We start from the raw sequence: 23,260 nt of genomic DNA, 5'->3' as shown, positions 1-23,260 counted from the left end.
GACGCTTCCTTTGTACTCACCCTCTCGGGCTTTCCTCCGGGCTTTCCCTTCGGTCTTGCGTTTCCGACTCTATCAGACCGTTTCCGGTACCGATTCCCTGTCGGTGGGGATTGTCAAACGCTTTGGGCTTTCGCCTGTCGGCCTTTCGACATTCACTACGTTAGCCGATTCCCTCGCCAGCTCATAATCGAGTTCCGCAAGTTCGAATTCAGGCATGCGGGCATGCCGAATGCGCCCCTGCTGAGAGGGAGTCGTAGGTAGTGGGTTGGCCGCTTCCGGCTGCAGGCGAATGCCGTACCCGGGTCAAGCGGCTCGGGCTACATTACGCACCCTGCCAAGGCGCGTCAACTTGAGCGACGCCTCGGCGTATGAGCCCGATAAGGGCTCACCGTCGGGTCGTTGGCGATCCAGAAGCGCCAGGGGTGGACCGCCCCGTCGCCCGAGACGCCGGTGCGCGGACCGTTGCTTACCTGATGGGAGGGCACAGGTGTACCGGCCAGCATCCTCAGGGGTGTGTCGCCCGTGGTGCACGCGTCCGTGCCGTCCAGGGAGCGGTCCACGTCCAGGGCTGTGGCCAGGCGTGCGGGGCCTTTGGCCAGTTCTTTGTCATTTCGGGCCGAGAGTCGACGTTTGCGGGCCAGTTCGGTGCCCTCGACGATCTCGCCGGCGCGGAGCAGGACCGCCCTCGCCGTGCCCTCGGGACCGCACACCAGGTTCATGCAGTGCCACATGCCGTAGGTGAAGTAGACGTACACGTACCCGGGTGGGCCGAACATCACGCCGTTGCGGGCGGTCGGGCCGCGATAGGCGTGGGAGGCGGGGTCGTTTCCGCCGTCGTAGGCCTCGACCTCTGTGATGCGCATGACGATCGGACCGTCGGGGGTCGTACGGACGAGGGTGCGGCCCAGGAGGTCGGGGGCGACCTCCAGTACAGGGCGGTCGAAGAACTCTCTGGGGAGTGGCTTACGGTCCGGGGGCGCGATCATGGCGTCCGAGCGTAGTCCAGACGCGCTTGTGCCAAGGGGTGGTCAAGGTTCGGTCCGCTTGCCAGGGTGTGGCGCGGAACCGGTCGCGGTCGGATCGCGTTTGTAGGGATCAAGGGTCCATTCGTAAAGGGAGAGTCATGGCGTTCAAGAAGCTGCTCGCGAGCCTGGGGGCCGGCGGGGCTTCGGTGGAGACGGTGCTGACCGAGGTCAACGTCGTTCCTGGTGGTGTGGTCCAGGGCGAGGTGCGGATCCAGGGCGGGTCCGTGAACCAGGAGATCCAGGGGCTCTCGGTCGGGCTGCAGGCCAAGGTCGAGGTCGAGAGCGGCGACCAGGAGTACAAGCAGGACATCGAGTTCACGAAGGTGCGGCTGGGCGGTGCCTTCGAGCTGCAGGCGGGGACCGCGCACAACGTGCCGTTCGGGCTTGAGATCCCCTGGGAGACGCCGGTCACGATGATCGACGGTCAGGCGCTGCGCGGGATGCACATCGGGGTGAGCACCGAGCTGGCGATCGCGCGGGCCGTGGACTCCAGCGACCTGGACCCGGTCAACGTGCACCCGTTGCCCGCGCAGAAGGCGATTCTGGACGCCTTCATCCAGCTGGGCTTCCGTTTCAAGAACGCGGACATGGAGCGCGGTCACATCCGGGGAACGCGGCAGAAGCTGCCGTTCTACCAGGAGATCGAGTTCTTCCCGCCGTCGCAGTACCGCGGGCTGAACCAGGTCGAGCTGAGCTTCGTGGCCGACGAGAACGCGATGGACGTCATCCTGGAGATGGACAAGAAGCCGGGACTGTTCAGCGAGGGCAGTGACACCTTCCGGTCCTTCCAGGTGGGCCAGCACGACTTCCACGGGACGGACTGGGCGGCGTACCTCAATCAGTGGCTGTCCGAGGTCGGCAGCAAGCGCAACTGGTTCTAGGCTCGGTGTCCACTGAAGAAACCGATCAGGAGGTACCGAGGTGACCGAGCTCAAGCGGCGACCCCTCCCCCATGACTTCCACCCGCCCGTGCCGTCGTTCACGGTGACGAGTGAGGACGTCGAACCGGGGGCGACGCTCAAGGACGCTCAGGTCTACGCGGCCGGCAACACCTCGCCGCAGCTGCGGTGGGAGGGCTTCCCGGCCGAGACCAAGAGTTTCGCAGTGACCTGCTACGACCCGGACGCCCCTACGGGCAGTGGGTTCTGGCACTGGACGGTGTTCGACATCCCGGCCTCGGTGACCGAGCTGCCTGCGGGTGCGGGCAGCGGCAAGTTCGAGGCGCTGCCGGAGGGCGCCGTACAGGTGCGGAACGACTACGGGTCGAAGGACTTCGGCGGTGCCGCGCCGCCGCCCGGGGACGGGTCGCACCGTTATGTGTTCACGGTGTACGCCGTGGACACGGAGAAGCTCGGTCCGGACTCGGACGTTTCTCCGGCGGTCGTCGGTTTCAACCTGCGGTTTCACTCGCTGGCGCGTGCCCAGCTGATCGGTGAGTACGAAGCGCCGACGGAAGACTGACGTTCATTGAACGTTTGCCCGCCTCTGGTCTTGGAATTGATCAGAGGCGGGCATTTTTTATTGCGTTGTCCATCTCGGCGTGCCCGGCCAGAGTTGATCCAAGCCCGCCACCCGGTGGGCCGGTTGCACATGGGAGGTGGGCTGGATGCGGGACACGCTGGTGCTGAACGCGAGCTTCGAGCCGCTGTCGACGGTGTCGTTGAATCGAGCCGTCGTTCTGGTGCTGCAGGACAAGGCTGTCGTCGAGCAGGCCCACCCCGAACTGCGTATGCGCGGAGCCGAGGTCGACATACCGGCGCCCCGGGTGATCCGCCTGTGCAGGTACGTCAGGGTGCCGTTCCGAAGACAAGCTCCGTGGTCCAGGCGTGGTGTGCTGGTCCGTGACCGGCACCGGTGCGCGTACTGCGGCAGGCGGGCGACGACGGTGGACCACGTGGTGCCGAGGGCGCAGGGTGGTCAGGACTCCTGGCTGAACACGGTGGCTTCGTGTGCGGAGGACAACCACCGCAAGGCGGCCCGGACTCCGGAGCAGGCGGGGATGCCGCTGCTGCGGCGGCCGTTCGAGCCGACACCGGCGGACGCGATGCTGCTGGCGCTGGGGACCGAGGACTTCGAGGCCCTGCCGCAGTGGCTGGTGCAGCCGGCGGCATAGGGCACGTGAACAGAACTGGGGCCCACCTCCCGCGGGAGGTGGGCCCCAGTGTCGTGGAGGAGAAAGCCTGTCAGTCGATGGACGGCTTCTCTCGGCGTTCCGAATTGCCGCCCGAGTTGCCGGAGTTGCCTCCGTCGTTGCCCGAACCGCCGCCGAACGGGCCCATGTTGCCCATCGCGCCGGAGAGGCCCTTTAGGGCGTCGCCGATCTCGCTGGGGACGATCCAGAGCTTGTTGGCGTCGCCTTCGGCGATCTTCGGGAGCATCTGGAGGTACTGGTAGCTGAGGAGCTTCTGGTCGGCGTCTCCGGCGTGGATGGCCTCGAAGACCGTACGGACGGCCTGGGCCTCGCCCTCGGCGCGCAGGGCGGCTGCCTTGGCCTCACCTTCGGCGCGCAGGATCTGGGACTGCTTCTCGCCCTCCGCGGTGAGGATGGCCGCCTGGCGCGTGCCTTCCGCGGTGAGGATCGCGGCGCGCTTGTCACGGTCGGCGCGCATCTGCTTCTCCATCGAGTCCTGGATGGAGGTGGGGGGCTCAATTGCCTTGAGCTCTACGCGGTTCACCCGGATGCCCCACTTGCCCGTCGCCTCGTCGAGGACTCCGCGCAGGGCCGCGTTGATCTCCTCGCGGGAGGTCAGGGTCCGCTCCAGGTCCATGCCGCCGATGATGTTGCGGAGTGTGGTGACCGTGAGCTGCTCAATTGCCTGGATGTAGCTGGCCACTTCGTAGGTCGCGGCCCGCGCGTCCGTCACCTGGTAGTAGATGACCGTGTCGATGTTGACGACCAGGTTGTCCTGGGTGATCACCGGCTGCGGCGGGAACGGTACGACCTGTTCGCGCAGGTCGATGCGGTTACGGATCGTGTCTATGAACGGGACGACGATGTTGAGTCCCGCGTTGAGTGTCCGTGTGTAGCGGCCGAACCGCTCCACGATCGCGGCACTTGCCTGCGGGATGACCTGGATCGTCTTGATCAAAGCGATGAAGACCAACACCACCAGGATGATCAAGACGATGATGACCGGTTCCATCGTGCTCCCCGTACCCTTCTCCGCCTCGGCGCTTTCGGAAGATCTTATGGTTGTTGAAGATCTTGCTGGTCGAGTCTGTCAGACCGTCACGCAACTCGTGTGCCGTTCGGTTCAGTTGAGTCCTGCGAGGTCAGATGATGATCGCGGTGGCTCCCTCGATCTCCACGACGTCCACCTCCTGGCCCGGTTCGTAGGCGCGGTCGGTGTCGAGAGCGCGGGCCGACCAGATCTCTCCGGCCAGCTTGATCCGGCCGCCGCCCGAGCTGTCGACGCGCTCCAGGACGACGGCCTGTTTGCCCTTCAACGCGTCCACGCCCGTGGCCAGTTGGGGCCGGGTCGAGCGGTGCCGGTTCGCGATGGGCCGTACGACCGCGATGAGGGCGACCGAGACGGCGACGAAGACGAGGACCTGCACGACGACGTCCCCGCCGATCCCGGCGGTGACCGCGGCGGCGACGGCGCCCATGGCGAGCATGCCGAACTCGGGCATGGCGGTCACCACGAGCGGGATTCCGAGTGCCGCCGCGCCGACGAGCCACCACACCCATGCGCCGATGTCGTTCACAAGGTCATGGTAGGGCTGCGGGTCGGGTCGCGGACAGGGCGCATATGCCCGTACGACCCGTAATTTTCAGGGGAGTTCGGTCAGGACATGGGGAGACCGTGTGCCGTCCAGCGGTCGCCGACCTGCTCGACGATCAGCGGGAGGCCGAAACAGAGGGAGAGGTTGCGCGCGGTGAGTTCGAGCTCCAGCGGGCCCGCGGCGAGGACCTTGCCCTGACGGATCATCAGGACGTGGGTGAAGCCGGGGGCAATCTCCTCGACGTGGTGGGTGACCATGATCATGGAGGGGGCGATCGGGTCACGGGCCAGGCGGCCGAGCCTGCGTACGAGGTCCTCGCGGCCGCCGAGGTCGAGGCCGGCGGCGGGCTCGTCGAGGAGGAGCAGCTCGGGGTCGGTCATCAGGGCGCGGGCGATGAGGGTGCGCTTGCGCTCGCCCTCGGAGAGGGTGCCGAACTTGCGGTCCAGGTAGTCGCTCATGCCGAGGCGGTCGAGGAAGGCGCGGGCGCGCTGCTCGTCGACGTCCTCGTAGTCCTCGTGCCACCCGGCGGTCATGCCGTAGGCGGCGGTCAGCACGGTCTGCAGGACGGTCTGGCGCTTGGGGAGCTTCTCGGCCATGGCGATACCGGCGACGCCGATGCGGGGGCGCAGTTCGAAGACGTCGACCTTGCCGAGGGTCTCGCCGAGGATGGTGGCGGTGCCGCTGCTGGGGAACAGGTAGCTGGAGGCGACGTTCAGGAGGGTGGTCTTGCCGGCGCCGTTCGGGCCGAGGATGACCCAGCGCTCGCCCTCCTTGACCGACCAGGAGACCTGGTCCACCAGAGCCCGGCCCTCCCGGACCACGGTTACGTCCTCCAGCTCCAGAACATCGCTCATGAGCGCGCTGTCTCCCATTGCATCGTCGGCCTGTCTCGGCTGTCGCGTGCGCCGGTAGGCGCAGCCCTCGAAGAAATCTACGCCACCGGCCGGGCGGTCCATCCCATCGGTCCGGTCCTTAGGGTGGGGGGCATGCTTTCGGAACCACGATCAGGACGCCTCGCCGCCTGGGGAAACGCCCTTTTGGCCGGGCTTGTCTCACCGGACGACGCCGTACTCGCCATCGTGGGCGAGGACGCCGTGCACCGGGTGGAAGGGCTGCCGGGCGAGTCGGCGCCCGTCGGACTCACACTCGCACTGGGACGGCTGCGCACCCTCGGGGTGACCGGGCTGCGCCTGGCCCTTCCCACCTCGGGACACCCGCTGGGGCTGAGCGGCCCGCCCGCTTTCAACGCGCGGGCCCTGGAGGCCGAGGAGGCGGTGATCTGCTACGGCGTCGCGCTCGGCCTCGTTCCCGATGTGTACGAGGCCGGTCCCGCCGGTGACGTGCATGTCGAGGTCGTCTGGCACTGCCTGCCGGTGCGGGAGGCACCGCCCGCCGATGTGCCCTCGCTCGGGGAGGCCGAGCGGGAGCTGGCGGAGGCGCTGCGGGATGCGACGGCGGTGTTGTCGCGGCTGGACGTGGCCGGGTCGGGGCCGGTCGCGGAGGCGGCGCTCGACGCGTACCGGGCCCGGGCCGAGCGGGGGCGGGAGGTGTTGGCGCCGGGGTATCCGCCGCGCGCGGTGCGGGTGTTGGAGCTGGCGCAGCGGGTGGGGTTGCTGGTGTCCCTGGCCGCGGAGAGCGGGCACGGGGGTGCGGTGAGCGCGTCCGAGATGGCGGTGCGGGCGGAGGCGTTGCGGCCGGTGGAGCGGACGGCTCGGCGGGCGCAGGTGGCGGCGTACAACTCTGTTGTGGAGGAGCGGGAGAAAGGGGTGCGGTAAGTGACTGGTTGCCGTGTGTTGGTGTGGGCGTCTCTGGGGGCTGCCGCCCCCGGGCCCCCGCTTCGGCCCCGAAAGGTCCTCGTCCTCAAACGCCGGACGGGCTGAAGAACACAGAAGGGGCCCCGTGAGTCGTCGTTGACTCCCGGGGCCCCTTCTTACAGCTGTGGGCGTCAGCCGTTGATGCCCTTGTTGCCGAACGTGGGGTTCAGCAGGCCGATGACGTTGACGCTGTCGCCGACGACGTTGACGGGGACGTGGACCGGGACCTGGACGACGTTGCCGGAGCCGACGCCCGGCGACTTCACGGCCGCGCCGTCGGCACCCGCGTCGGCGACAGCGGCACCGGCGGAGGCGCCAGCGGCGATACCGGCGACGGTGAGGGCCACGGCGGCCTTCTTGGCGATGTTCATGGGAAGCGTTCCTCCTGCGATTGCGTGACCGACCCGGCCGCGGGTCGTGCGCTGATCAACGCGGGGAGTAGCGGAAACGGCACGGGAATGCGCGTTTGACTGCCCGTTCGGATCATTGGCGGGACAACCCGACGAGCAGACGAGCAGACCGGCCTCCCGGGAGTGCCCGGGAGGCCGGAGGTCACTGTCGCGGAGCGACGTGCGTCAGTGGTTGACGCCCAGGTTGCCGAAGGCGGGGTTCAGGACGCCGATGACGTTGACGCTGTTGCCGACCGCGTTCACCGGGACGTGCACCGGGACCTGGACGACGTTGCCCGAGCCGACGCCGGGCGAACCGACAGCCTGGCCGTTCGCCAGGCCGTCGGCGGAGGCCAGCCCGGCACCGGCGGCCACCAGCCCGCCGGCCACCATCGTCACGGCCGCTGCCTTCTTCAGGTTCTTCACTTCTGAGCCCTCCTAGCGATCACCGCGGCAGGCGCCGCGGCACGCATTGGAGAACGGTGGAGATCCACGAAGGATGCGCCATCCGGGGGACATTCCCACGACGGTATGAATCTCGGTCCGGAACGGGACGTTCCGTGTTGCCGTCACGCCGTCGCCGCGATACCGCTCACCTGGTCAGGCCGTGGCGGACGGCGAACAGGGCGGCCTGGGTGCGGTCCGCCAGGTCGAGCTTCATGAGGATGTTCGAGACGTGGGTCTTGACCGTCTTCTCGGAGAGCACCAGGGCGCGGGCTATCTCGCGGTTGGAGCGGCCGTCCGCGATCAGGCCGAGCACCTCGCGCTCCCGCTCCGTGAGCGAACCGCCTCTTCCCTGCCCCGAGTTGGACTCCTCCTGGGACAACAGGACGCCCGCGACCTCGGGTTGGAGCAGGATGTGGCCGGCGTGGACCGAGCGGATGGCGCCGGCCAGGGCGTCCGGGTCCACGTCCTTGTAGACGTAACCGGCGGCGCCGGCGCGCAGGGCCGGGATCACCGTGCGCTGTTCGGTGAAGCTGGTGACGATCAGCACGCGCGCGGGGTGGTCGAGTTCGCGGAGCCTGCGCAGCGCGTCGATGCCGTCCATGCCCGGCATCTTGACGTCCATGAGGACGACGTCGGGCTTCAACTCCTCGGTACGGGCGACCCCTTCGGCGCCGTCGGCCGCCTCGCCGACGACCTCGATGTCGTCCTGCACCTCCAGGAACGTGCGCAGGCCCCGGCGGACGACCTGGTGGTCGTCGACGATCAGCACCTTGATTGCGTCAGCCACCGGGGACCTCCATCTCGATCGTGGTGCCCTTTCCGGGCGCCGATTCCACGGTGAGCGTGCCGCCGACGCCGTTGGTCCGGTCCCGCATGGAGACCAGGCCCAGGTGGCGTCCCACGCGGCGGATCGACTGGGGCTCGAAGCCGCTGCCGTCGTCGGTGATCCTCAGGACCGCGCCGCAGCCGCTGCGCTCCAGAGTCACGGCCACGTGCTCGGCGCCGGAGTGCCGCAGCGCGTTGTGCAGGGCCTCCTGGGCGACGCGCAGCATGGCCTCCTCCTGGGCGGCGGGCAGGGCGCGGAAGCCGCGGCCCGTGAAGGTCACGTGTGCGGTGTGGGCGCGGTCGAGGACCTGGATCTGGGTGCGCAGGGTGGCGCTCAGTCCGTCCTCGTCCAGGGCGGCGGGGCGCAACTCGACGACCGCGGCGCGCAGTTCGTCGGCGGCCTCGGCGGCGAGCGCGGCGACCTGCTGGAGTTCGCCCTTGGCGCGGGAGGGGTCGCGGTCGACGAGGGTGGCGGCGGCCTGTGCGGTGAGCCGGAGGGAGAACAGCTTCTGGGCGACCGCGTCGTGCAGTTCGTGGGCGAGCCGGGAGCGCTCCTCGGCGATGGTCAGCTCACGGCTGCGCTCGTAGAGGCGGGCGTTGGTGAGGGCGATGGCTGCGTGCTGGGCGAGGATCGAGAGCAGTTCCTCGTCGTCCTCGGTGAAGCCGCAACTGCCGTCCCTCTTGGGGCAGTTCTTGTTGGCGAGGAAGAGGGCGCCGATGATCTCGTCGTCGTCGCGGATGGGCAGGCCCAGGAAGTCGGACATGTCGGGGTGGGCCGCGGGCCAGCCCTCGAAGCGCGGGTCCTTGCGTACGTCCGCGAGGCGTTCGGCCTTGGCCTCGTGCAGCATCGCGGCGAGGATGCCGTGCTGGCGCGGGAGCGGGCCGATGGCCTTCCACTGGGCGTCGCTGACGCCGTCGACCACGAACTGGGCGAAGCCACCGTGGTCGTCGGGGACGCCGAGGGCGGCGTACTGCGCGTCCAGCAGCTCGCGGGCCGAGGCGACGATCGTCTTGAGGACGTCGCGCACCTCCAGGTGCCTGCTCATGGCCAGCAGTGCGGAGCTCACCGCCGCGAGGCCGGACCGTGGACCTTGACTCATGTCCTCACGGTACCGGCGGGGTGTGACAACGCGGATCGGGCTGGTGGCGTCCCTCGTCTGGTCCGGAAGGCCTAGGGCGAAGGGCCCCGGTGGACTGCGGCCGGCGTCCGACGCGGTGGGGGCGGTCCCGTTCCTACGTTGGGGGCACGCCGACGGAGGCGTAGTGGACGAGGGGACGTGTGTCATGTCGGTAGCGATCATCACGGGGGCGTCGAAGGGGCTGGGGCGGGCGCTGGCCGAGGCGCTGGCCGCGCGGGGCTGGGACCTGGTGCTCGATGCCAGGGGCGAGGAGGTGCTCAGGGAGGCCGCGGTGGCCGTCGGCGCGTACGGCACGCGCGTGGAGGCCGTCGCGGGGGATGTCACGGACGTCGGTCACCGGGCCGAGCTGGTGGCCGCGGCGGGGAAGCTGGGCGGCGTCGATCTGGTGGTGAGCAACGCGAGCGCGCTGGGTGCCGAACCGCTCGTACGGCTCGACGAGCTGCCCCTGGACGGGCTGCGGCGGGCGCTGGAGGTCAACGTGGTGGCTGCCCTCGGGCTGGTCCAGGAGGCGCTGCCGCTGCTGCGGGCCTCGCGGGCCGGTGCGGTGATCGCGGTCAGTTCGGACGCGGCGGCCGAGGCGTACGAGACGTGGGGCGGCTATGGGGCGTCAAAGGCGGCCCTCGACCAGCTCGCTGCGGTGCTCGGCGCGGAGGAGCCCGGGTTGCGTGTGTGGGCGGTCGACCCCGGGGACATGGGCACGGACCTGTACGCGGCGGCCGTACCGGACGACGACGATCCACGGCCGGAGCCGGCCTCTGTGGTGCCGGCCTTCCTGCGGCTGCTGGACGAGCGGCCGGCGAGCGGGCGCTACGGAGCCCCGGCACTGCTGGAGGAGCGATGACGGTGGCGGTCCGGGTGCCGGAGGAGCTGTCCGCGCGCGTGCCGGCCGAGCAGCGCGGGCCCGGGCTGGACCGGGATGCCGTGCGGCTGCTGGTGTCGCGGGGTACCGAGGTGTCGCATCACGGGTTCGGGGAGTTGCCGCGGCTGCTGCGGGCCGGGGATCTGCTGGTCGTGAACACGTCGCCGACGCTGGCCGCCGCGGTGGACGGGCGGATCGGGCACGCGCGCGTGGTGGTGCATTTCTCGACGCGGGGCGACGACGGGCGGTGGGCGGTCGAGCTGCGGGAGCCGGACGGCAGGGGCACCTCACGCGCGCGTGCGGGCGGCCCGGCGGGGACGGAGGTGCGGCTGCCCGGGGACGCGCGGCTGACCCTGGAGGAGCCGCTGAGCGCGCGGGGCGATCGGTTGTGGTGGGCGCGGGTGTCGGGTTCGGAGGTGGCGGAGCTGTTGCGTGAGCACGGGCGGCCCATCCGTTACTCCTACACGGAGCGGGACCAGCCCTTGGCCGTCTATCAGACCGTGTTCTCGCTGCCGCCGGAGGACGAGGACGGGACGGGCAGTGCGGAGATGCCGAGTGCCGCGCGGCCCTTCACCGCGCGGATGGTGGCGGAGCTGGTCAGCCGGGGGGTGCAGTTCGCGCCGATCACCTTGCACACGGGGGTGGCGTCGGCCGAGGTGCACGAGCCGCCGTATCCGGAGCGGTTCGCCGTGTCGGAGGTGTCGGCCCGGTTGATCAACGCGGTCAGGGCCGGGGACGGACGGGTGATCGCGGTCGGGACCACCGCGGTGCGGGCCGTCGAGTCCGCCGCCGGGGCCGACGGGGTCGTACGCGCGCGTGCGGGGTGGACGGATCTCGTCGTCACCCCGGAACGGGGGGTGCGGGGGGTGGACGGGCTGCTGACGGGGCTGCACGAGCCTGAGGCCTCGCATCTGCTGATGCTGGAGGCGGTCGCCGGGCGGGCCGCTGTCGACCGCAGTTATGAGGAGGCGCTGCGCAGGCTCTACCTGTGGCACGAGTTCGGGGACGTGCACCTCATCCTCCCGGAGGAGGATCCTCACGCAGTGCGTTGCGAGAGCAACTGCGAGTGAGGTTGCCGCGTCGCCGGTGTGAGCCCGCACATAGGGCGCAGATCACGTACTAGGACACATAGGAGATAAACCCGACCCGCTTGAGCGGGGCAGACGGTCCCGTCTGTCCCGTTTTGCCCTTCCCTGGTCCACTATCGGGGATCGTACGTCACACCTTTGCCACAGGTTTTTGCGACCGCTAAGAATTGCAGCCGTCGCTCAGCGCCGCGGATCCCGTCCGCGGCGTTTGTGCCGGAAGCACCCGCGTCCCCGCCGGACCGAAGAGCGACCTCCGCGCAATTCGAAGAGGTCCATCCGCCATGCCCAAGAACACGAACACTCCTGGTCATAGTCGCCTGACCGAGCTGAACAAGCTGACGAAGCGGCACAGGATCGCGCTCGCCGGTGTCGCCACGCTCGGCGCCGCCGCCCTCGCCTTCTCGGCGGTGCCCAGCGACGCGGGGACGACCATCAGTGACGCCGCGCCCTCGGCGAAGGTGGCGTACAGCACGGAGCCCATCAAGGGCGTCAAGGCCAGCATCACCGACCAGCTCGCCGGTGCCAGCCTGAAGACCGAGGCGATCCAGGCGAAGGCCGACGCGAAGGCGAAGGCAGAGAAGGCCAAGGCGGACGCCGCCGCGAAGAAGAAGGCCGCGGAAGCCGCCGCCAAGAAGAAGGCGGAGGCCGCGCACAAGGCCAAGAAGGCCGCGAGCCGCTCCAGCCAGCGCATCAAGCTGCAGCCCGTCGCCGCGACGACCTACGCCAACAACCTCAACGGCTGGATCAACCACGCCCTGGCGATCATGAAGCAGAAGGGCATCCCGGGCTCGTACTACGGCCTGTACAAGAACATCATGCGGGAGTCCTCGGGCAACCCGAGCGCCGTCAACGGCTGGGACGTCAACGCGGTCAACGGCACGCCGTCGATCGGTCTGCTCCAGGTCATCCAGCCGACGTTCAACGCGTACCACGTCTCCGGTACGTCGACGAACATCTACGACCCGGTCGCCAACATCGTCGCCGCCGCCAACTACGCGGCCGACCGGTACGGCTCGATCGACAACGTCAACAGCGCGTACTGAGGCCTCCGGCGGACCTCTGGGTCTCGGTATCGACGCCGAAGGGCGGCACCCGTGTGAGGGGTGCCGCCCTTCGGCGTCGTACCGGAACAGCCGGTGCGGACCGGCTACTTGCGCATGACCTCGGGCTCGTGGCGGCGCAGGAAGCGGGCCACGAAGATGCCGCAGATCACGCCGAGGGCGATCAGGGCGGCCATGTCCATGCCCCAGGCACCGACGGTGTGCTCCCACAGCGGGTCCGTGCTGTCGCCGGGCTTGGGCGGGCTGATCTTGTTGAAGTCGAGCGTGGCGCCCGCGGCGCCGACCGCCCAGCGCGAGGGCATCAGGTACGAGAACTGGTTGACGCCGATCGCGCCGTTCAGCGTGAACAGGCAGCCGGTGAACACGACCTGGATGATCGCGAACATCACCAGCAGCGGCATGGTCTTCTCGGCCGTCTTCACCAGCGAGGAGATGATCAGGCCGAACATCATCGCGGTGAAGCCGAGGCCCATGATCGGGATGCAGAGCTCGAACATGGTCTGACTGCCGAGGACCAGGCCCTGCTTCGGGATCTCCCGGCTGGAGAAGCCGATGACACCGACCATCAGGCCCTGCAGCGCGGTGATCACGCCGAGCACGAACACCTTGGACATCAGGTACGCGGAACGGGACAGCCCCGTCGCGCGCTCCCGTTCGTAGATGACCCGTTCCTTGATCAGCTCACGGACGGAGTTGGCCGCGCCGGCGAAGCAGGCGCCGACCGCGAGGATCAGCAGGACGGTGGTGGCCGTGCCGTTGGGGATGATGGTGCCGTTCGCCCTGGCCGGGTTGGGCAGCAGGCTGTTGCCCGAGTCGATGAGCAGGCTCACCGCGCCGAGGACGCCCGGCAGGATCACCATCAGGGCCAGGAAGCCCTTGTCGGAGGCGATCACCGTGACGTAGCGGCGCACCAGCGTGATGAACTGCGACATCCAGCCCTGTGGCTTCGGCGGTTTCATGGCCTGCATCGGCGGCATCTGTACGGACTGCGGAGCAATCGCGTCGATGTCGGCGGCGTACATCTGGTAGTGCTGCGAGCCCTTCCAGCGGCCGGCCCAGTCGTAGTCGCGGTAGTTCTCGAAGGCGGAGAAGACGTCGGCCCAGGTGTCGTACCCGAAGAAGTTCAGCGCCTCCTCGGGCGGGCCGAAGTAGGCGACGGAGCCGCCCGGAGCCATCACCAACAGCTTGTCGCAGATCGCGAGTTCGGCCACGGAGTGGGTGACGACGAGGACCGTGCGGCCGTCGTCGGCGAGGCCGCGCAGCAGCTGCATGACATCGCGGTCCATGCCCGGGTCGAGGCCCGAGGTGGGCTCGTCCAGGAAGATCAGCGAGGGCTTGGTGAGGAGCTCCAGGGCCACCGAGACGCGCTTGCGCTGGCCGCCGGAGAGGGAGGTGACCTTCTTCTCCTTGTGGATGTCCAGCTTCAGTTCGCGCAGCACCTCGTCGATGCGCTGGTCGCGCTCCTGGGTGCTGGTGTCGGCCGGGAAGCGCAGCTTGGCCGCGTACTTGAGGGCCTTCTTGACGGTCAGTTCCTTGTGCAGGATGTCGTCCTGCGGGACCAGACCGATGCGCTGGCGCAGCTCGGCGAACTGCTTGTACAGGTTTCGGTTGTCGTAGAGGACGTCGCCCTGGTTGGCGGGCCGGTAGCCGGTGAGCGCCTTGAGCAGGGTCGACTTGCCGGAGCCCGACGGGCCGATGACCGCGATCAGCGACTTCTCCGGTACGCCGAAGGAGACGTCCTTGAGGATCTGCTTGCCGCCGTCGACCGTCACCGTCAAGTGCCGGGCGGAGAAGGAGACTTCACCGGTGTCGACGAACTCTTCGAGCCGGTCCCCGACCAGGCGGAACGTCGAGTGGCCGACGCCGACGATGTCGTTCGGGCCGAGCAGCGCCGAGCCGCCCTTGGTGATCGGCTGGCCGTTGACGTACGTGCCGTTGTGCGAGCCGAGGTCGCGGATCTCGAAGCGGCCGTCGAGCGTCGCGTGGAACTCGGCGTGGTGGCGCGAGACCTGGAGGTCGGAGACCACCAGTTCGTTCTCCAGCGCACGGCCGATGCGCATCACACGGTCCAGCGAGAACTGGTGGAACGTGGTCGGGCTGCGGTCGCCGTAGACCGGCGGCGCCCCCGCGCCGACACCGGGTCCCGGCTGCTGCGGAATCTGCGCGGCGGCCGACGGCTGGAAACGCTGCTGCTCAGGCGTCTGCTGCGGCGGAGCCTGCTGGGCCCAGCCGGGGCCCGCGCCCTGTGCCGCGTACGGCTGTTGCTGCGGCTGGGCCTGCGGGCTCGCCACGGAGGCGGCGGCGCCGGACACGCTCAGCTGCGGGCCGTCGGTCGCGTTGCCCAGGTGCACGGACGAGCCGGGGCCGATCTCCATCTGATGGATGCGCTGCCCCTGCACGAACGTGCCGTTGGTGCTGCCGTGGTCGTCGATGACCCAACTCCGGCCGCTCCAGCTGATCGTGGCGTGCCGCCAGGAGACCCTGGCGTCGTCGACCACGACGTCCCCCTGCGGATCACGTCCGAGGGTGTAGGTCCTGGACGCGTCGAGCGTCCAGGTCCGTCCATTCAATTCCAGTACGAGTTCCGGCACTCCATGCCCCACTGAGTAGTCCCCCGAGTTACCCCCATCACAGGGAGTCTAGGGATGTCGAACATCGTCGGGAACTATTTCAGGCTGCACCCCCTGACCGAAAGTCGGGCCTTGTGAAGAGCACGCCGTCACGCGTTCGGCGGTTCCGTTGACGGGGTGGAAACCGACCCGGAGAGTGGTAATCGACGCGAGGGGGACATGCGTGGTGTCCGCACCACGCCGTGCCGCGGATCGGGGGGTCTGCCATGAGCTCAGCGACGAGTGTCGGGACGGCGCACTACGACACGAGGGTGCCCTGGGGTGACGTCCTGCTGTCCGCGATCGCCTCGGTCAGTTGGGCGTTGATAGGCATGGCGGGCACGGCCGCGCTCGGTCTGCACCTGCTGGGCGCCGACGCGGCGGGCTCGCTCGGCCCGATGACCGCGGCGGTGGTGACGCTCGGCGCGGGCGGTTCGGTCACCCCGACCGGCGACGTCTCCGCCTTCGGCCTGACCGGCGCCCAGGCGACCACGGCCGTGACGATCACGCCGTTGGGCGTGAGCCTGGCGGGAGCGCTCCTGCTGTCGTACTTCTTCCTACGGTCCCTGCGGGCGGCCGGAGTTGTGATCGCACCGGCCGAACTCCTAGCCCGCGCGGGCTCGGTGATCGCGCTCTTCGTGGCGATGCTCGGCGGCCTGGCCTGGGCCGGCCACGACGTCATCACCATCGACGGCAGCAAACTGGGCCTCGACAACATCACGGGCGGCGGCGGTAGCGGCGGCGGGGTGAACATCCCCGGCCTCGGCGACATCGGCGGGCTGCTGCCGGGCAAGATCAGCGACCTGGTCAAGGCGAAGGCGGCGGTCGGCTTCACCGTCGACACGGCGCCGACCCTGCTGGGCGGCCTGGCCTGGTCGGCCGGCATCCTGCTGATCGCCCTGCTGGCGTCCCGCCGTACGCCCCTCCCCCGCGGCTGGGAGGCCGTCCACCGCGTCGTACGGCCGGCCGCGTCCGCGCTCGTCACGGTGCTGCTGGTCGCGGTGGCGGCCGGGCTCGCGGCGGCGGCGTACGCGGCGATCGGCGACGACCATCCGAAACGGATCGCGGGCGCCGCGCTGCTGGGCGCGCCCAACGGGGTCTGGCTCGGCATCCCGATCGGCCTCTTCGTCCCCTGGGACGGCAGGGCGACGGGGGAACTGGCGAAGCTGCTCCCTCATCCCCTCGACGACCTCCTGAGCGTGAAGTCCAACCAGCCTGTGACGCTGGGACGACTGGCCGAACTGGACGGCCGTGTATGGCTGTTGGGGGTCGCCGCGGCCCTGATGATGATGCTGGCGGGCGTGCTCACCGCGGCGCGTACACCTCTGGGCGCGAAGGGCGTCGACGGTCCGGGGGCTCTCGGCTTCGCCGGGCGGTGCGCATTGCGACTCGGGGTCGCGACCGCCCTGACGCTGCCGCTGCTGGCCTGGCTGACGGATGTGTCGGTGGACGCCTCGCTGTCGGTGCTGGGCTTCGACGCGTTCGGCGCCGGGATCGAGTTGCACGGGCATCTGGGCATGGCGCTGCCGCTGGGCGCGGTGTGGGGCGCGGGGGCGGGAGGCGTCGGAGGGCTGCTCGCGTACGCGACGGGGGCGGCGGGACGGCGTGCCTCACGGCTGGCACTGGGTGACTTGGGGGTGGCGGTTCCGGGAGCGGGGGTCGGATGGGACACCGGGACACCGCAGCACGCGCAACCCGCCCGGACTCAGGGACAGACAGGCCGTACGGAGACCACCGACCACTCGGGCCCCTATGTGCCGACCACCCCGTACCGCGCGCCCAACCCCGCCACCAACCCCTATCTCCAACTGCCCGATGAGCTACGGCAGCCTGAGGGCGGCGGGCCGCCCGAAGGTGCATGGCCGCCGGGTGCGCGGTCGCCGCGAGGAGGCGGTCGGCCGTCAGCCGGAGACCCCTGGTCGTCCGGTGCGCAGGGCGGCGCGGGCCGGTCCGGGGCCGTCCCGGCGGACGACGCCACTCGCCCCTACGGCGAACCAGTGCCCTACGGCGACCCGCAGCCGCCCGGCACCCCTTCGCCGCCCGCCGACATGTACGGCGCTCCGACCGTGGCCCAGTCCTACGAGCCGCCGCCCCGGCGTCGGCCCGGGACGCCTTCGCGGGACCGGCCGGGGGACGCCCCGGACGACGGGCAGCCGCCTCCGCCACCGCCCCCGCCACCTCCGGGGCGGCCCAAGGGACGTAGGTGATCCGCTTCGGCGTCGCCCGAACCGTCGCGGCGCACCCGTCCGGCCGTATCCCCCGCATCCCGCGCCGTACCGGTCGCCTCCTGCCCGGGGCCCCGCCAACTCCTGATCGGCGGCGCAGCCCACCGCGACCGCCTCGGCGCGGGTCCTGACCGTCCCCGAACCGGCTCGTGACCGCCCGACAGCACCTTCGTGATCGCCCCGTAAGATTCCCGCCACCGATCCGACACCCACTGTTCCGTGTCCGCTGGGCGGACCTCTGCGGCACAAGGCACTCCGTGCCGGATACGGTGGGTACACCATGAGCGCTTCGCAGACCTCTGACGTCCCCACTCTCCTCGTCAAGATCTTCGGCAAGGACAGGCCGGGCATCACGGCCGGACTCTTCGACACCCTCGCCGCCTACTCCGTCGACGTGGTCGACATCGAGCAGGTCGTCACCCGTGGCCGGATGGTGCTGTGCGCGCTGGTGACGCCACCGCCCGCCGGGCTCGAAGGGGATCTGCGGGCCACCGTGCACAGCTGGGCCGACTCGATGAAGATGCAGGCGGAGATCATCTCCGGCCTCGGCGACAACCGGCCGCGCGGACTCGGGCGTTCGCTCGTGACCGTGCTCGGCCACCCCCTCACCGCGGAGTCCACCGCCGCGATCGCCGCCCGCATCACCAAGGCCGGCGGCAACATCGACCGTATCTTCCGGCTCGCCAAGTACCCCGTGACAGCGGTCGAGTTCGCGGTGTCCGGCGTGGAGACCGAGCCCCTGCGCACCGCCCTCGCCACCCACGCGGCGGCGCTCGGCGTCGATGTCGCCGTCGTGGCGGCGGGGCTGCACCGGCGGGCCCAGCGGCTCGTCGTCATGGACGTCGACTCCACGCTCATCCAGGACGAGGTCATCGAACTCTTCGCCGCGCACGCCGGCTGCGAGGACGAGGTCGCCGAGGTGACCGCCGCCGCGATGCGCGGGGAGCTGGACTTCGAGCAGTCTCTGCACGCGCGCGTGGCCCTGCTCGCGGGACTGGACGCCTCGGTCGTGGACAAGGTGCGCAGCGAGGTACGGCTGACGCCCGGCGCCCGCACCCTGATCCGTACGCTCAAGCGGCTGGGCTATCAAGTCGGCGTCGTGTCGGGCGGGTTCACCCAGGTCACCGACGACCTCAAGGACCGGCTCGGGCTCGACTTCGCCCAGGCGAACACACTGGAGATCGTCGACGGCAAGCTGACCGGCAGGGTCACCGGCGAGATCGTCGACCGCGCGGGCAAGGCACGGCTGCTGCGCCGGTTCGCCGCCGAGGCGGGCGTACCGCTGGCGCAGACCGTGGCGATCGGCGACGGCGCCAACGACCTGGACATGCTCAACGCGGCCGGTCTCGGCGTCGCCTTCAACGCGAAGCCGGTCGTACGGGAGGCCGCGCACACGGCGGTGAACGTGCCGTTCCTCGACACCGTGCTGTATCTGCTGGGCGTCACCCGCGAAGAGGTCGAGGCGGCGGACACCCACGACGAGGACTGACCCAGGACCCTTCAGGACCTTCAGGGGCCCGGCACCGCTCAGTGCCGGGCCCTTTGCCGTGGGTGGGATCCGCCGGTCTACTCGGACGGCGCCCAGTAGTCGGTCAGTGTGGCCACGCCTGGCTCCAGGGACTTCCAGGAGCCGTCGAAGGTCAGCACGGCGAAGGCGGCGGTCGAGAAGCCGCGGCGGGTCAGCCGCTCGCGGGCTTCGCCGGTGTCCGGTCCTGTGAGGACCTCGGTCAGGCCCTGGACGCCCGGGTTGTGGCCGATGAGGATCAGGTTCCGTGTGTCGTCGGGCGTCTCGTTCAGCACGGCGATCAGCTCGCCGGGCGAGGCCTCGTAGAGCCGCTCCTCGTAGACGGTTTTCGGCCGGTGCGCGAGTGCGTGGACGGCCAGCTTCCAGGTCTCCCGGGTGCGGGTGGCGGTGGAGCAGAGGGCCAGATCGAAGGGGATGCCGGTGTCGGCCAGTCTGCTTCCGGCGGTGGCCGCGTCCAGGCGGCCCCGCTCGGCGAGCGGCCGCTCGTGGTCGGTCACCTCGGGCCAGTCGGCCTTCGCATGCCGGAAGAGGACAATCCTGCGGGGTTCTGCGACGCTCATGGGATCCAGCTTCGCATGAAACAGGCCATGGGGCGCAGGGAGTTGACGGGCGGCTTCGCCCGTGCTCAGCGGGCTATGAGCTGCTGGACTCGCTCGAAAAGGTGGGTGATCGTCGGGTCCGAGGCCGCCGCTTGCGCGTCCGTCGGGTTGAGCATCATCACGAGCAGCACGATGAAGGCGAGCGCCGGCAGGGCGAGGGCCCACCACGGCAGCCTGATGTCGACGCCGCCCGGGTTCGCCGGGTGGGGCCGGGTGTGCGTTGGGGCCGACATGTGTGCCTCCGCTGGTCTCCGAGTGGTCCGCGATCCGCTTCCCGCGGTCACACTTCGAAGTTACGGAACGCGCGGCCCTCAACCCATCCGGAGATCCACCCACTTGACCCTGAGCCTCACCCCCTAGGGGATGGTGGGGAGAACCCCACCCTCGACTCAGGCGCGTGTGGTCACGGGGACGCGATCGTCGCGATGATGGCGATGACGATGAAGATGGCGAAGAACGAGCCGAAGACGAGCAGCATCTTCCGCTGGCCGTTCTGGGGGTTCGGGTCGAGCACTGGCATGTGCCCAGTCTCGCATCCCCCGTCCGTGCGGCATCCGCCGGGGCGGGTTCAGCGGGCCGCCTCGTCCTCCACCGTGCGGTCGCGCCCCGCGATGACGCCCATGGCCATCTGCGGGACCATCAGACCGGCCATGAGGGCGATCGGCAGTCCCCAGCCGCCGCTGTGCTGGTAGAGCACGCCGACCAGGAGCGGCCCCGGGACGGAGATGAGATACCCGGCGCTCTGCGCGAAGGCGGACAGCTGGGCGACGCCCGCACCGGTCCTGGCCCGCATGCCGACCATCGTCAGGGCCAGCGGGAAGGCGCAGTTGGCGACACCGAGCAGCAGGGCCCAGGCCCAGGCTCCGCCGGCCGGCGCGAGATACAGGCCCGCGTATCCGGCGAGACCGCAGACGCCGAGCACGACGACGATCGGCCCCTGGTGGGGAAGCCGGGTGGCCACGCGCGGGATGACGAAGGCCAGGGGCACGCCCATCGCCATCGTGACGGCCAGCAGCAGCCCGGCCGTACCCGCGGAGACCCCCGCGTCCCGGAAGATCTGCGCCATCCAGCCCATGGTGATGTACGCGGCGGTGGCCTGGAGCCCGAAGAACACGGCGAGCGCCCAGGCGGTACGGCTGCGGGTGATGCGCAGTTCGGGCCGCGCCTGCCCGGTCTCCCGCGCGCGGGAAGGCCGTTCCGCGGGTGTCTCCCGGTGTCGTACGAGAGCGATCCACGGGAGTACGGCGGCTGCGGCCAGCCCCGCCCACACGGCGAGGCCGGTGCGCCAACTGCCGCCGAGGGACTCGGTCATGGGCACGGTGACCGCGGCCGCGGCGGCGGTGCCCAGCGCGAGGGCCATCGAGTACAGGCCGGTCATGGAGCCGACCCGGTCGGGGAACCAGCGCTTGACGATCACCGGCATCAGGACGTTGCTGACCGCGATGCCCATGAGCGCGAGCGCGCTGCCGGCCAGGAAGCCCGCCGTACCGCCGATGTACGGCCGTATGAGCAGGCCCGCGGTGATGGCGAGCAGGCCGGCGCAGACCACCGTGCTCGGGCCGAAGCGGCGGGCGAGGCGCGGGGCCATGACGCCGAAGGCGGCGAAGCACAGCGGGGGCACGGACGTCAGCAGTCCGGCGACGCTGCCGCTCATGCCGAGGCCGTCGCGGACCTCTTCGAGGAGAGCGCCGAGGCTGGTGATGGCCGGGCGGAGGTTCAGCGCGGCGAGCACGATGCCGACGACGACCAGACGCGTCGTCCACGCGCGCGTGGCCGCCGACGGTCCTCCGGTCGGTGCCGGGGAGTCGCTCTCGGCCGGGCCGCCGATGTTCGTCGTCGTGGACTTCAGTGTCCGGGTTCCCTCGCTCGCCATGCCGACCATCATAGAATCATGGGATGATTGGTTGTCCATCCTCGGGTGGCCCGCTCCCGCCCCGCACGTGCGAAGGTGTGCCATGCCCCTGAGCCACCCCCGTCGTTCGGCACTGTCCGAGCAGGTCATCGCCGCGCTGCGGAACGAGATCACCTCGGGCGAGTGGCCGGTCGGCTCCCGGATCCCGACCGAGCCGGAGCTGGTCGAGCAGCTCGGGGTCGCCCGCAACACGGTCCGTGAGGCCGTCCGCGCGCTCGCGCACAACGGTCTGCTGGACATCCGCCAGGGCTCCGGCACCTACGTCGTGGCGACCAGTGAGCTGGCCGGCGTGATGCACCGCCGCTTCGCGGACGCCGACCCCCGGCACATCGCCGAACTGCGCTCCACCCTGGAGTCGGCGGCGGCCCAGCTGGCGGCCGAGCGGCGCACCGAGAAGGACCTCAAGCAGCTGGACGCCCTGCTCGTACGGCGTGAGGAGGCGTGGGCGTCGGGCGACGCGGAGGCCTTCGTGACGGCCGACGCGACCCTGCACATGGCCGTGGTGGCCGCCTCGCACAACGACGTCATGACGGCGATGTACGCCGACCTGGGCGAGGTGCTGCGGGACTGGTTGCGCGCGGACGTCGGCGAGGAGCTGACTCCGGAGTCGTACATGGACCACACGCGGCTTGTGGACGCGATCCGCGCGGGTGACGCGCAGGGGGCTGCCGCGGAGGCCGCCGACTATCCGTTCCTGTGCCGCCCCGGGCGCCTCAGCGGGCCCGCTTCCGGTGGCTGACCCACACCGCGCGGACGTCCTCCCAGCAGCGGCCGGCCAGCCGTACGGTCTGCGCCGGGCCGGCGTCGATCGCGGTGCCGTCGCTGTCGAGGTCCCACCAGCGGTCGCACTCGATGTGCAGGGCGACGCGGTCGGTCTGGGGGTACGGGTTGTGGCAGTACGCGATCACATGTGAGCCGTGGACGGAGGTGCGGCACGCGGCGCCGAACAGCTGGGGGGCGGCGGCCGGTTTCCGGGCCTCCACGCGTGCGTGGGGCATCGCCTCGTACGCCAGGGAGATGACGAGCGCGACGGCGGCGGTCACTGAGGCCAGGCTGCGGGAAAGGCGCACAAGGGAAACCTCCTCGGCGGTGCTGGGGAGGAAATCGCGTGGTGAACGCGTAATCCAGAGTGCGCAGTTGTGGCCCGCGCCCGCCCGGTCTACGGGGCCGAACGGGTGACGCCCCGTCTCCCGCGCGGTGCGGGAAACGGGGCGTCGACGCCGTACGAGAAGTTGGGCCGGGAGGTCAGGCGCCGATGGCGTGCAGACCGCCGTCCACGTGGATGATCTCGCCCGTGGTCTTCGGGAACCAGTCGCTCAGGAGGGCGACGATGCCCTTGCCGGCCGGCTCCGGGTCCTTGAGGTCCCACTCCAGGGGGGAGCGGTTGTCCCACACGGCCGCCAGGTCGCTGAAGCCCGGGATGGACTTGGCGGCCATCGAGGCGAGCGGGCCCGCGGAGATGAGGTTGCAGCGGATGTTCTGCTTGCCCAGGTCACGCGCCACGTAGCGGCTGGTGGCCTCCAGGGCGGCCTTGGCCGGGCCCATCCAGTCGTACTGCGGCCAGGCGTACTGCGCGTCGAAGGTGAGGCCGACGACCGAGCCGCCGTTCTGCATCAGCGGCAGGCAGGCCATGGTCAGCGACTTCAGGGAGAACGCCGAGACGTGCATGGCGGTGGCGACCGACTCGAACGGCGTGTTCAGGAAGTTGCCGCCGAGCGCGTCCTGCGGCGCGAAGCCGATGGAGTGCACGACGCCGTCCAGGCCGCCCAGCTCCTCGCCGACGAGGTCGGCGAGGCGGGCGAGGTGCTCGTCGTTCGTGACGTCGAGCTCGATGACCTTGGTGGGCTTCGGCAGCTTCTTGGCGATGCGCTCGGTCAGCGTGGGCCGCGGGAAAGCGGTCAGGATGATCTCGGCACCCTGCTCCTGGGCCTGCTTGGCGGCGTGGAAGGCGATGGAGGACTCCATCAGCACACCGGTGATCAGGACGCGCTTGCCCTCGAGAATTCCGCTCATGGTG

General features: G+C 70.1%; 25 protein-coding genes. 10 read left to right on the top strand and 15 right to left on the bottom strand.

What is annotated here, in order from left to right; translation table 11 throughout:
- Positions 1-344 precede the first annotated feature (344 nt).
- A complete protein-coding gene (locus AB0I51_RS26140) occupies positions 345-986 on the bottom strand; it encodes a DNA-3-methyladenine glycosylase (protein WP_362979026.1) in 642 nt (213 codons plus the stop codon).
- Positions 987-1,123: 137 nt separating this feature from the next.
- Between AB0I51_RS26140 and AB0I51_RS26135 the strand changes: the two genes are divergently transcribed.
- From AB0I51_RS26135 to AB0I51_RS26125, 3 genes are all read left to right on the top strand, one after another.
- On the top strand, positions 1,124-1,906 hold the full coding sequence (locus tag AB0I51_RS26135) for a sporulation protein (RefSeq protein WP_362979024.1): 783 nt from the start codon (positions 1,124-1,126) through the stop codon (positions 1,904-1,906).
- Positions 1,907-1,946: 40 nt separating this feature from the next.
- The gene (locus tag AB0I51_RS26130; RefSeq protein ID WP_362979022.1) at positions 1,947-2,486 is read left to right on the top strand and encodes a YbhB/YbcL family Raf kinase inhibitor-like protein; all 540 of its coding nucleotides are present in this window, start codon (positions 1,947-1,949) and stop codon (positions 2,484-2,486) included.
- 145 nt (positions 2,487-2,631) lie between these two features.
- Positions 2,632-3,138 carry an HNH endonuclease gene (locus AB0I51_RS26125; RefSeq protein WP_362979020.1) on the top strand — a complete coding sequence of 169 codons (507 nt, stop codon included), beginning with the start codon at positions 2,632-2,634 and terminating at the stop codon, positions 3,136-3,138.
- Between the two features lie 70 nt (positions 3,139-3,208).
- On the opposite strand, the gene AB0I51_RS26120 is transcribed toward AB0I51_RS26125, so the two are convergent.
- The 3 genes from AB0I51_RS26120 to AB0I51_RS26110 form a co-directional block, all read right to left on the bottom strand.
- Complete coding sequence (locus tag AB0I51_RS26120) at positions 3,209-4,168, bottom strand: SPFH domain-containing protein (RefSeq protein WP_352184494.1); 960 nt, start codon at positions 4,166-4,168, stop codon at positions 3,209-3,211.
- Positions 4,169-4,298: 130 nt separating this feature from the next.
- Positions 4,299-4,733, bottom strand: coding sequence for an NfeD family protein (locus tag AB0I51_RS26115; RefSeq protein WP_362979018.1), 435 nt, complete (start codon positions 4,731-4,733; stop codon positions 4,299-4,301).
- Positions 4,734-4,813: 80 nt separating this feature from the next.
- Complete coding sequence (locus tag AB0I51_RS26110) at positions 4,814-5,605, bottom strand: ABC transporter ATP-binding protein (RefSeq protein ID WP_019067387.1); 792 nt, start codon at positions 5,603-5,605, stop codon at positions 4,814-4,816.
- Between the two features lie 132 nt (positions 5,606-5,737).
- On the opposite strand from AB0I51_RS26110, the gene AB0I51_RS26105 reads away from it, so the two are divergent.
- Positions 5,738-6,526 (top strand): hypothetical protein, encoded by a 789-nt coding sequence (locus tag AB0I51_RS26105; RefSeq protein WP_362979016.1) that lies wholly within the window; start codon positions 5,738-5,740, stop codon positions 6,524-6,526.
- Positions 6,527-6,696: 170 nt separating this feature from the next.
- Here AB0I51_RS26105 and AB0I51_RS26100 read toward each other — a convergent pair whose 3' ends face one another.
- The 4 genes from AB0I51_RS26100 to AB0I51_RS26085 all read right to left on the bottom strand — a co-directional run bounded on the left by AB0I51_RS26100 (position 6,697) and on the right by AB0I51_RS26085 (position 9,326).
- On the bottom strand, positions 6,697-6,936 hold the full coding sequence (locus tag AB0I51_RS26100; RefSeq protein WP_019067389.1) for a chaplin family protein: 240 nt from the start codon (positions 6,934-6,936) through the stop codon (positions 6,697-6,699).
- Between the two features lie 204 nt (positions 6,937-7,140).
- Positions 7,141-7,380: a chaplin gene (locus tag AB0I51_RS26095; RefSeq protein WP_019067390.1), complete on the bottom strand. Its 240-nt coding sequence runs from the start codon at positions 7,378-7,380 to the stop codon at positions 7,141-7,143.
- A 166-nt stretch (positions 7,381-7,546) separates the two neighbouring features.
- Complete coding sequence (locus AB0I51_RS26090; RefSeq protein WP_019067391.1) at positions 7,547-8,188, bottom strand: response regulator transcription factor; 642 nt, start codon at positions 8,186-8,188, stop codon at positions 7,547-7,549.
- Positions 8,181-9,326 carry a GAF domain-containing sensor histidine kinase gene (locus tag AB0I51_RS26085; protein ID WP_362979013.1) on the bottom strand — a complete coding sequence of 382 codons (1,146 nt, stop codon included), beginning with the start codon at positions 9,324-9,326 and terminating at the stop codon, positions 8,181-8,183. The genes AB0I51_RS26090 and AB0I51_RS26085 overlap by 8 nt, the downstream gene beginning before the upstream one ends.
- 184 nt (positions 9,327-9,510) lie before the next feature.
- Between AB0I51_RS26085 and AB0I51_RS26080 the strand changes: the two genes are divergently transcribed.
- The 3 genes from AB0I51_RS26080 to AB0I51_RS26070 all read left to right on the top strand — a co-directional run bounded on the left by AB0I51_RS26080 (position 9,511) and on the right by AB0I51_RS26070 (position 12,355).
- The gene (locus AB0I51_RS26080) at positions 9,511-10,206 is read left to right on the top strand and encodes an SDR family NAD(P)-dependent oxidoreductase (RefSeq protein ID WP_362979011.1); all 696 of its coding nucleotides are present in this window, start codon (positions 9,511-9,513) and stop codon (positions 10,204-10,206) included.
- The gene (locus tag AB0I51_RS26075) at positions 10,203-11,294 is read left to right on the top strand and encodes an S-adenosylmethionine:tRNA ribosyltransferase-isomerase (RefSeq protein WP_362979009.1); all 1,092 of its coding nucleotides are present in this window, start codon (positions 10,203-10,205) and stop codon (positions 11,292-11,294) included. The genes AB0I51_RS26080 and AB0I51_RS26075 overlap by 4 nt, the downstream gene beginning before the upstream one ends.
- 299 nt (positions 11,295-11,593) lie before the next feature.
- Entirely contained in the window at positions 11,594-12,355 is a 762-nt protein-coding gene (locus tag AB0I51_RS26070) for a transglycosylase SLT domain-containing protein (RefSeq protein ID WP_362979007.1), read from the top strand.
- 104 nt (positions 12,356-12,459) lie between these two features.
- Here the strand turns inward: AB0I51_RS26070 and AB0I51_RS26065 are convergent, their stop codons facing one another.
- A complete protein-coding gene (locus AB0I51_RS26065) occupies positions 12,460-14,964 on the bottom strand; it encodes an FHA domain-containing protein (protein WP_362979005.1) in 2,505 nt (834 codons plus the stop codon).
- A 245-nt stretch (positions 14,965-15,209) separates the two neighbouring features.
- Here AB0I51_RS26065 and AB0I51_RS26060 point away from each other — a divergent pair, with 245 nt between their 5' ends.
- Together AB0I51_RS26060 and serB are read left to right on the top strand one after the other, a co-directional pair.
- Positions 15,210-17,189 carry a streptophobe family protein gene (locus AB0I51_RS26060; RefSeq protein ID WP_362979003.1) on the top strand — a complete coding sequence of 660 codons (1,980 nt, stop codon included), beginning with the start codon at positions 15,210-15,212 and terminating at the stop codon, positions 17,187-17,189.
- 298 nt (positions 17,190-17,487) lie between these two features.
- Positions 17,488-18,696, top strand: a complete 1,209-nt coding sequence (gene serB / locus AB0I51_RS26055; protein ID WP_362979001.1) for a phosphoserine phosphatase SerB — start codon at positions 17,488-17,490, stop codon at positions 18,694-18,696.
- A 77-nt stretch (positions 18,697-18,773) separates the two neighbouring features.
- Here the strand turns inward: serB and AB0I51_RS26050 are convergent, their stop codons facing one another.
- The 4 genes from AB0I51_RS26050 to AB0I51_RS26035 form a co-directional block, all read right to left on the bottom strand.
- Complete coding sequence (locus tag AB0I51_RS26050; RefSeq protein WP_362978999.1) at positions 18,774-19,292, bottom strand: histidine phosphatase family protein; 519 nt, start codon at positions 19,290-19,292, stop codon at positions 18,774-18,776.
- A 65-nt stretch (positions 19,293-19,357) separates the two neighbouring features.
- Entirely contained in the window at positions 19,358-19,564 is a 207-nt protein-coding gene (locus tag AB0I51_RS26045) for a hypothetical protein (RefSeq protein ID WP_362978997.1), read from the bottom strand.
- Positions 19,565-19,734: 170 nt separating this feature from the next.
- Positions 19,735-19,851 (bottom strand): SGM_5486 family transporter-associated protein, encoded by a 117-nt coding sequence (locus AB0I51_RS26040; RefSeq protein WP_086021959.1) that lies wholly within the window; start codon positions 19,849-19,851, stop codon positions 19,735-19,737.
- A gap of 48 nt (positions 19,852-19,899) precedes the next feature.
- Positions 19,900-21,216, bottom strand: a complete 1,317-nt coding sequence (locus tag AB0I51_RS26035; protein WP_362978995.1) for a CynX/NimT family MFS transporter — start codon at positions 21,214-21,216, stop codon at positions 19,900-19,902.
- Between the two features lie 70 nt (positions 21,217-21,286).
- Between AB0I51_RS26035 and AB0I51_RS26030 the strand changes: the two genes are divergently transcribed.
- On the top strand, positions 21,287-21,982 hold the full coding sequence (locus AB0I51_RS26030) for a FadR/GntR family transcriptional regulator (protein WP_362978993.1): 696 nt from the start codon (positions 21,287-21,289) through the stop codon (positions 21,980-21,982).
- Here AB0I51_RS26030 and AB0I51_RS26025 read toward each other — a convergent pair.
- Positions 21,957-22,313: a hypothetical protein gene (locus AB0I51_RS26025; protein WP_362978991.1), complete on the bottom strand. Its 357-nt coding sequence runs from the start codon at positions 22,311-22,313 to the stop codon at positions 21,957-21,959. The genes AB0I51_RS26030 and AB0I51_RS26025 overlap by 26 nt on opposite strands.
- A 175-nt stretch (positions 22,314-22,488) precedes the next feature.
- Positions 22,489-23,256, bottom strand: a complete 768-nt coding sequence (fabI, locus tag AB0I51_RS26020; RefSeq protein WP_362978989.1) for an enoyl-ACP reductase FabI — start codon at positions 23,254-23,256, stop codon at positions 22,489-22,491.
- Positions 23,257-23,260 lie beyond the last annotated feature (4 nt).

The sequence above is a fragment of the Streptomyces sp. NPDC050549 genome (genome assembly GCF_040655035.1).
Taxonomy (GTDB): domain Bacteria; phylum Actinomycetota; class Actinomycetes; order Streptomycetales; family Streptomycetaceae; genus Streptomyces.
This window is presented reverse-complemented; position numbering and strand designations above follow the sequence as displayed.

Coding starts and splice junctions, on each gene's coding strand:
- AB0I51_RS26040 (WP_086021959.1), bottom strand. CDS start 19,851: ATGCCAGTGCTCGACCCGAACCCCCAGAACGGCCAGCGGAAGATGCTG.
- AB0I51_RS26110 (WP_019067387.1), bottom strand. CDS start 5,605: ATGAGCGATGTTCTGGAGCTGGAGGACGTAACCGTGGTCCGGGAGGGC.
- fabI (WP_362978989.1), bottom strand. CDS start 23,256: ATGAGCGGAATTCTCGAGGGCAAGCGCGTCCTGATCACCGGTGTGCTG.
- AB0I51_RS26050 (WP_362978999.1), bottom strand. CDS start 19,292: ATGAGCGTCGCAGAACCCCGCAGGATTGTCCTCTTCCGGCATGCGAAG.
- AB0I51_RS26070 (WP_362979007.1), top strand. CDS start 11,594: ATGCCCAAGAACACGAACACTCCTGGTCATAGTCGCCTGACCGAGCTG.
- AB0I51_RS26085 (WP_362979013.1), bottom strand. CDS start 9,326: ATGAGTCAAGGTCCACGGTCCGGCCTCGCGGCGGTGAGCTCCGCACTG.
- AB0I51_RS26135 (WP_362979024.1), top strand. CDS start 1,124: ATGGCGTTCAAGAAGCTGCTCGCGAGCCTGGGGGCCGGCGGGGCTTCG.
- AB0I51_RS26120 (WP_352184494.1), bottom strand. CDS start 4,168: ATGGAACCGGTCATCATCGTCTTGATCATCCTGGTGGTGTTGGTCTTC.
- AB0I51_RS26100 (WP_019067389.1), bottom strand. CDS start 6,936: ATGAACATCGCCAAGAAGGCCGCCGTGGCCCTCACCGTCGCCGGTATC.
- AB0I51_RS26030 (WP_362978993.1), top strand. CDS start 21,287: ATGCCCCTGAGCCACCCCCGTCGTTCGGCACTGTCCGAGCAGGTCATC.
- AB0I51_RS26035 (WP_362978995.1), bottom strand. CDS start 21,216: ATGATGGTCGGCATGGCGAGCGAGGGAACCCGGACACTGAAGTCCACG.
- AB0I51_RS26105 (WP_362979016.1), top strand. CDS start 5,738: ATGCTTTCGGAACCACGATCAGGACGCCTCGCCGCCTGGGGAAACGCC.
- AB0I51_RS26080 (WP_362979011.1), top strand. CDS start 9,511: ATGTCGGTAGCGATCATCACGGGGGCGTCGAAGGGGCTGGGGCGGGCG.
- AB0I51_RS26140 (WP_362979026.1), bottom strand. CDS start 986: ATGATCGCGCCCCCGGACCGTAAGCCACTCCCCAGAGAGTTCTTCGAC.
- AB0I51_RS26060 (WP_362979003.1), top strand. CDS start 15,210: ATGAGCTCAGCGACGAGTGTCGGGACGGCGCACTACGACACGAGGGTG.
- AB0I51_RS26125 (WP_362979020.1), top strand. CDS start 2,632: ATGCGGGACACGCTGGTGCTGAACGCGAGCTTCGAGCCGCTGTCGACG.
- AB0I51_RS26045 (WP_362978997.1), bottom strand. CDS start 19,564: ATGTCGGCCCCAACGCACACCCGGCCCCACCCGGCGAACCCGGGCGGC.
- serB (WP_362979001.1), top strand. CDS start 17,488: ATGAGCGCTTCGCAGACCTCTGACGTCCCCACTCTCCTCGTCAAGATC.
- AB0I51_RS26075 (WP_362979009.1), top strand. CDS start 10,203: ATGACGGTGGCGGTCCGGGTGCCGGAGGAGCTGTCCGCGCGCGTGCCG.